This is a genomic window from Streptomyces sp. NPDC057623, from assembly GCF_042800355.1.
GTDB lineage: Bacteria > Actinomycetota > Actinomycetes > Streptomycetales > Streptomycetaceae > Streptomyces.
Map to the genome: position 1 here is coordinate 72,628 of NZ_JBHVGZ010000040.1, position 2,113 is coordinate 74,740.

Sequence of the window (2,113 nt, forward strand, 5' to 3'; positions counted from 1 at the left end):
AAAAAAAACCAGAAAACCCCAGGCAACAAAAGCCGTCCCCCTCCTCCTCTGGTGGAGGGGGGGGGAACCCACTCTTGGGGGGGCGGGGGCACCGACGGGTGCGCCCCCGCCCCCGCCGTGCGTTCGCGCTGCCGTACGGCGATCGTGCCCGGCCGAGGCAACCCCGTCGCGCTCCTTGACCGCCGGTCGGCGCTCAACGATGCTGTGTTGCGGCACACGAGATGTGTGCCGTAATGAGCAACATCTGATTCAAGTCTCGACCAGTCGAGGAGTGGCCATGACACAGCAGGTCCGTGCCGTCGTCGCGCGGGGCAAGGGAGCCCCCGTCAGCCTGGAAACGATCATCGTGCCCGACCCGGGCCCGGGTGAGGCGCTGGTGAAGATCGAGGCCTGCGGGGTCTGTCACACCGATCTGCACTATCGCGAGGGGGGCATCAACGACGACTTCCCCTTCCTGCTGGGCCACGAGGCCGCGGGTGTCGTGGAGTCGGTGGGGGAGGGGGTCACGGACGTGGCACCCGGTGACTTCGTGATCCTCAACTGGCGTGCGGTGTGCGGTCAGTGCCGGGCCTGCCTGCGCGGACGGCCCTGGTACTGCTTCAACACCCACAACGCCAAGCAGAAGATGACCTTGACCGACGGCACCGAGCTGTCGCCCGCGCTGGGCATCGGCGCGTTCGCGGAGAAGACGCTGGTGGCGGCGGGGCAGTGCACGAAGGTCGACCCGGCCGCGTCGGCGGCCGCGGCAGGGCTGCTGGGGTGCGGGGTGATGGCGGGCATCGGCGCGGCCATCAACACCGGCAACGTCGGTCGCGGTGACTCGGTCGCGGTCATCGGCTGCGGCGGTGTCGGGGACGCGGCGGTCGTCGGGTCCAGCCTGGCGGGCGCGGCGAAGATCATCGCGGTGGACATCGACGACCACAAGCTGGAGACGGCCAGGAAGCTGGGCGCGACCCACACCGTCAACTCCCGGACCGCCGACCCGGTCGAGGCGATCCGCGAGCTGACCGGCGGCCACGGCGCCGACGTCGTGATCGAGGCGGTCGGCCGCCCGGAGACGTACCGGCAGGCGTTCTACGCCCGTGACCTCGCGGGTACGGTCGTCCTGGTGGGCGTGCCGACCCCGGAGATGAAGCTGGAGCTGCCGCTGCTGGACGTCTTCGGCCGCGGCGGCGCGCTGAAGTCCTCCTGGTACGGCGACTGCCTGCCGAGCAGGGACTTCCCGATGCTCATCGACCTGTATCTGCAGGGCCGGCTGGACCTGGACGCCTTCGTCACGGAGACCATCGCGCTGGACGAGGTCGAGAAGGCCTTCGAGCGGATGCATCAGGGCGACGTGCTGCGCTCGGTGGTGGTCCTCTGATGGCCGCCCGCATCGAACACCTCGTCACCTCGGGGACGTTCTCGCTGGACGGCGGCACCTGGGACGTCGACAACAACGTGTGGATCGTCGGCGACGACACCGAGGCGATCGTCATCGACGCCGCCCATGACGCCGAGGCCATCGCCCGGGCCGTCGGAGGGCGGACCCTGCTGGCCATCGTGTGCACGCACGCGCACAACGACCACATCGACGCCGCGCCCGAACTCGCCGAGCGCACGGGCGCCCCGGTCCTCCTCCATCCGGACGACCTGCCGCTGTGGAAGCAGACCCACCCCGACCGGGCGCCGGACGCCGAACTGACCGACGGCCAGGGGCTCTCGGTGGCCGGCGTCGAGCTGACCGTGCTGCACACCCCCGGGCACGCTCCCGGCGCGGTCTGCCTGTACGCCCCGGACCTGACGGCGCTCTTCAGCGGCGACACGCTGTTCGCCGGGGGACCGGGGGCGACGGGACGGTCGTACAGCCACTTCCCCGCCATCATCGAGTCGATCCGGGACCGGCTGCTGACGTTGCCGGGGGAGACGGTCGTGCACACCGGACACGGTGACACGACGACGGTCGCGGCCGAGGCCCCGCACCTCCAGGAGTGGATCGACCGCGGGTTCTGACCCTTTCCGGGGGGCTCCCTGTGGCGGGGGGGGGGGCCGGTTTTTTTTTTTGGGGGGGGGGTGTGCGGTGCCCTCCGGCCGGGAAAGCGCCCTCCCCCCCACCAAAACCCTCCTTCCCTTC

The 2,113-nt window shown here is 70.6% G+C and carries 2 protein-coding genes; both read left to right on the plus strand.

Annotated features, from left to right (window positions below; genetic code table 11):
• The first annotated feature begins 277 nt into the window (after nt 1-277).
• Nucleotides 278-1,363: an S-(hydroxymethyl)mycothiol dehydrogenase gene (locus ACFU95_RS32105; RefSeq protein WP_383834704.1), complete on the plus strand. Its 1,086-nt coding sequence runs from the start codon at nt 278-280 to the stop codon at nt 1,361-1,363.
• Nucleotides 1,363-1,992 (plus strand): MBL fold metallo-hydrolase, encoded by a 630-nt coding sequence (locus ACFU95_RS32110; protein ID WP_383834707.1) that lies wholly within the window; start codon nt 1,363-1,365, stop codon nt 1,990-1,992. Before ACFU95_RS32105 ends, ACFU95_RS32110 begins: the two co-directional genes overlap by 1 nt.
• Nucleotides 1,993-2,113: the final 121 nt, after the last annotated feature.

What these genes read in the sequence shown, in the direction of transcription:
- ACFU95_RS32105 (WP_383834704.1), top strand. Translation starts at nt 278, where the DNA reads ATGACACAGCAGGTCCGTGCCGTCGTCGCGCGGGGCAAGGGAGCCCCC.
- ACFU95_RS32110 (WP_383834707.1), top strand. Translation starts at nt 1,363, where the DNA reads ATGGCCGCCCGCATCGAACACCTCGTCACCTCGGGGACGTTCTCGCTG.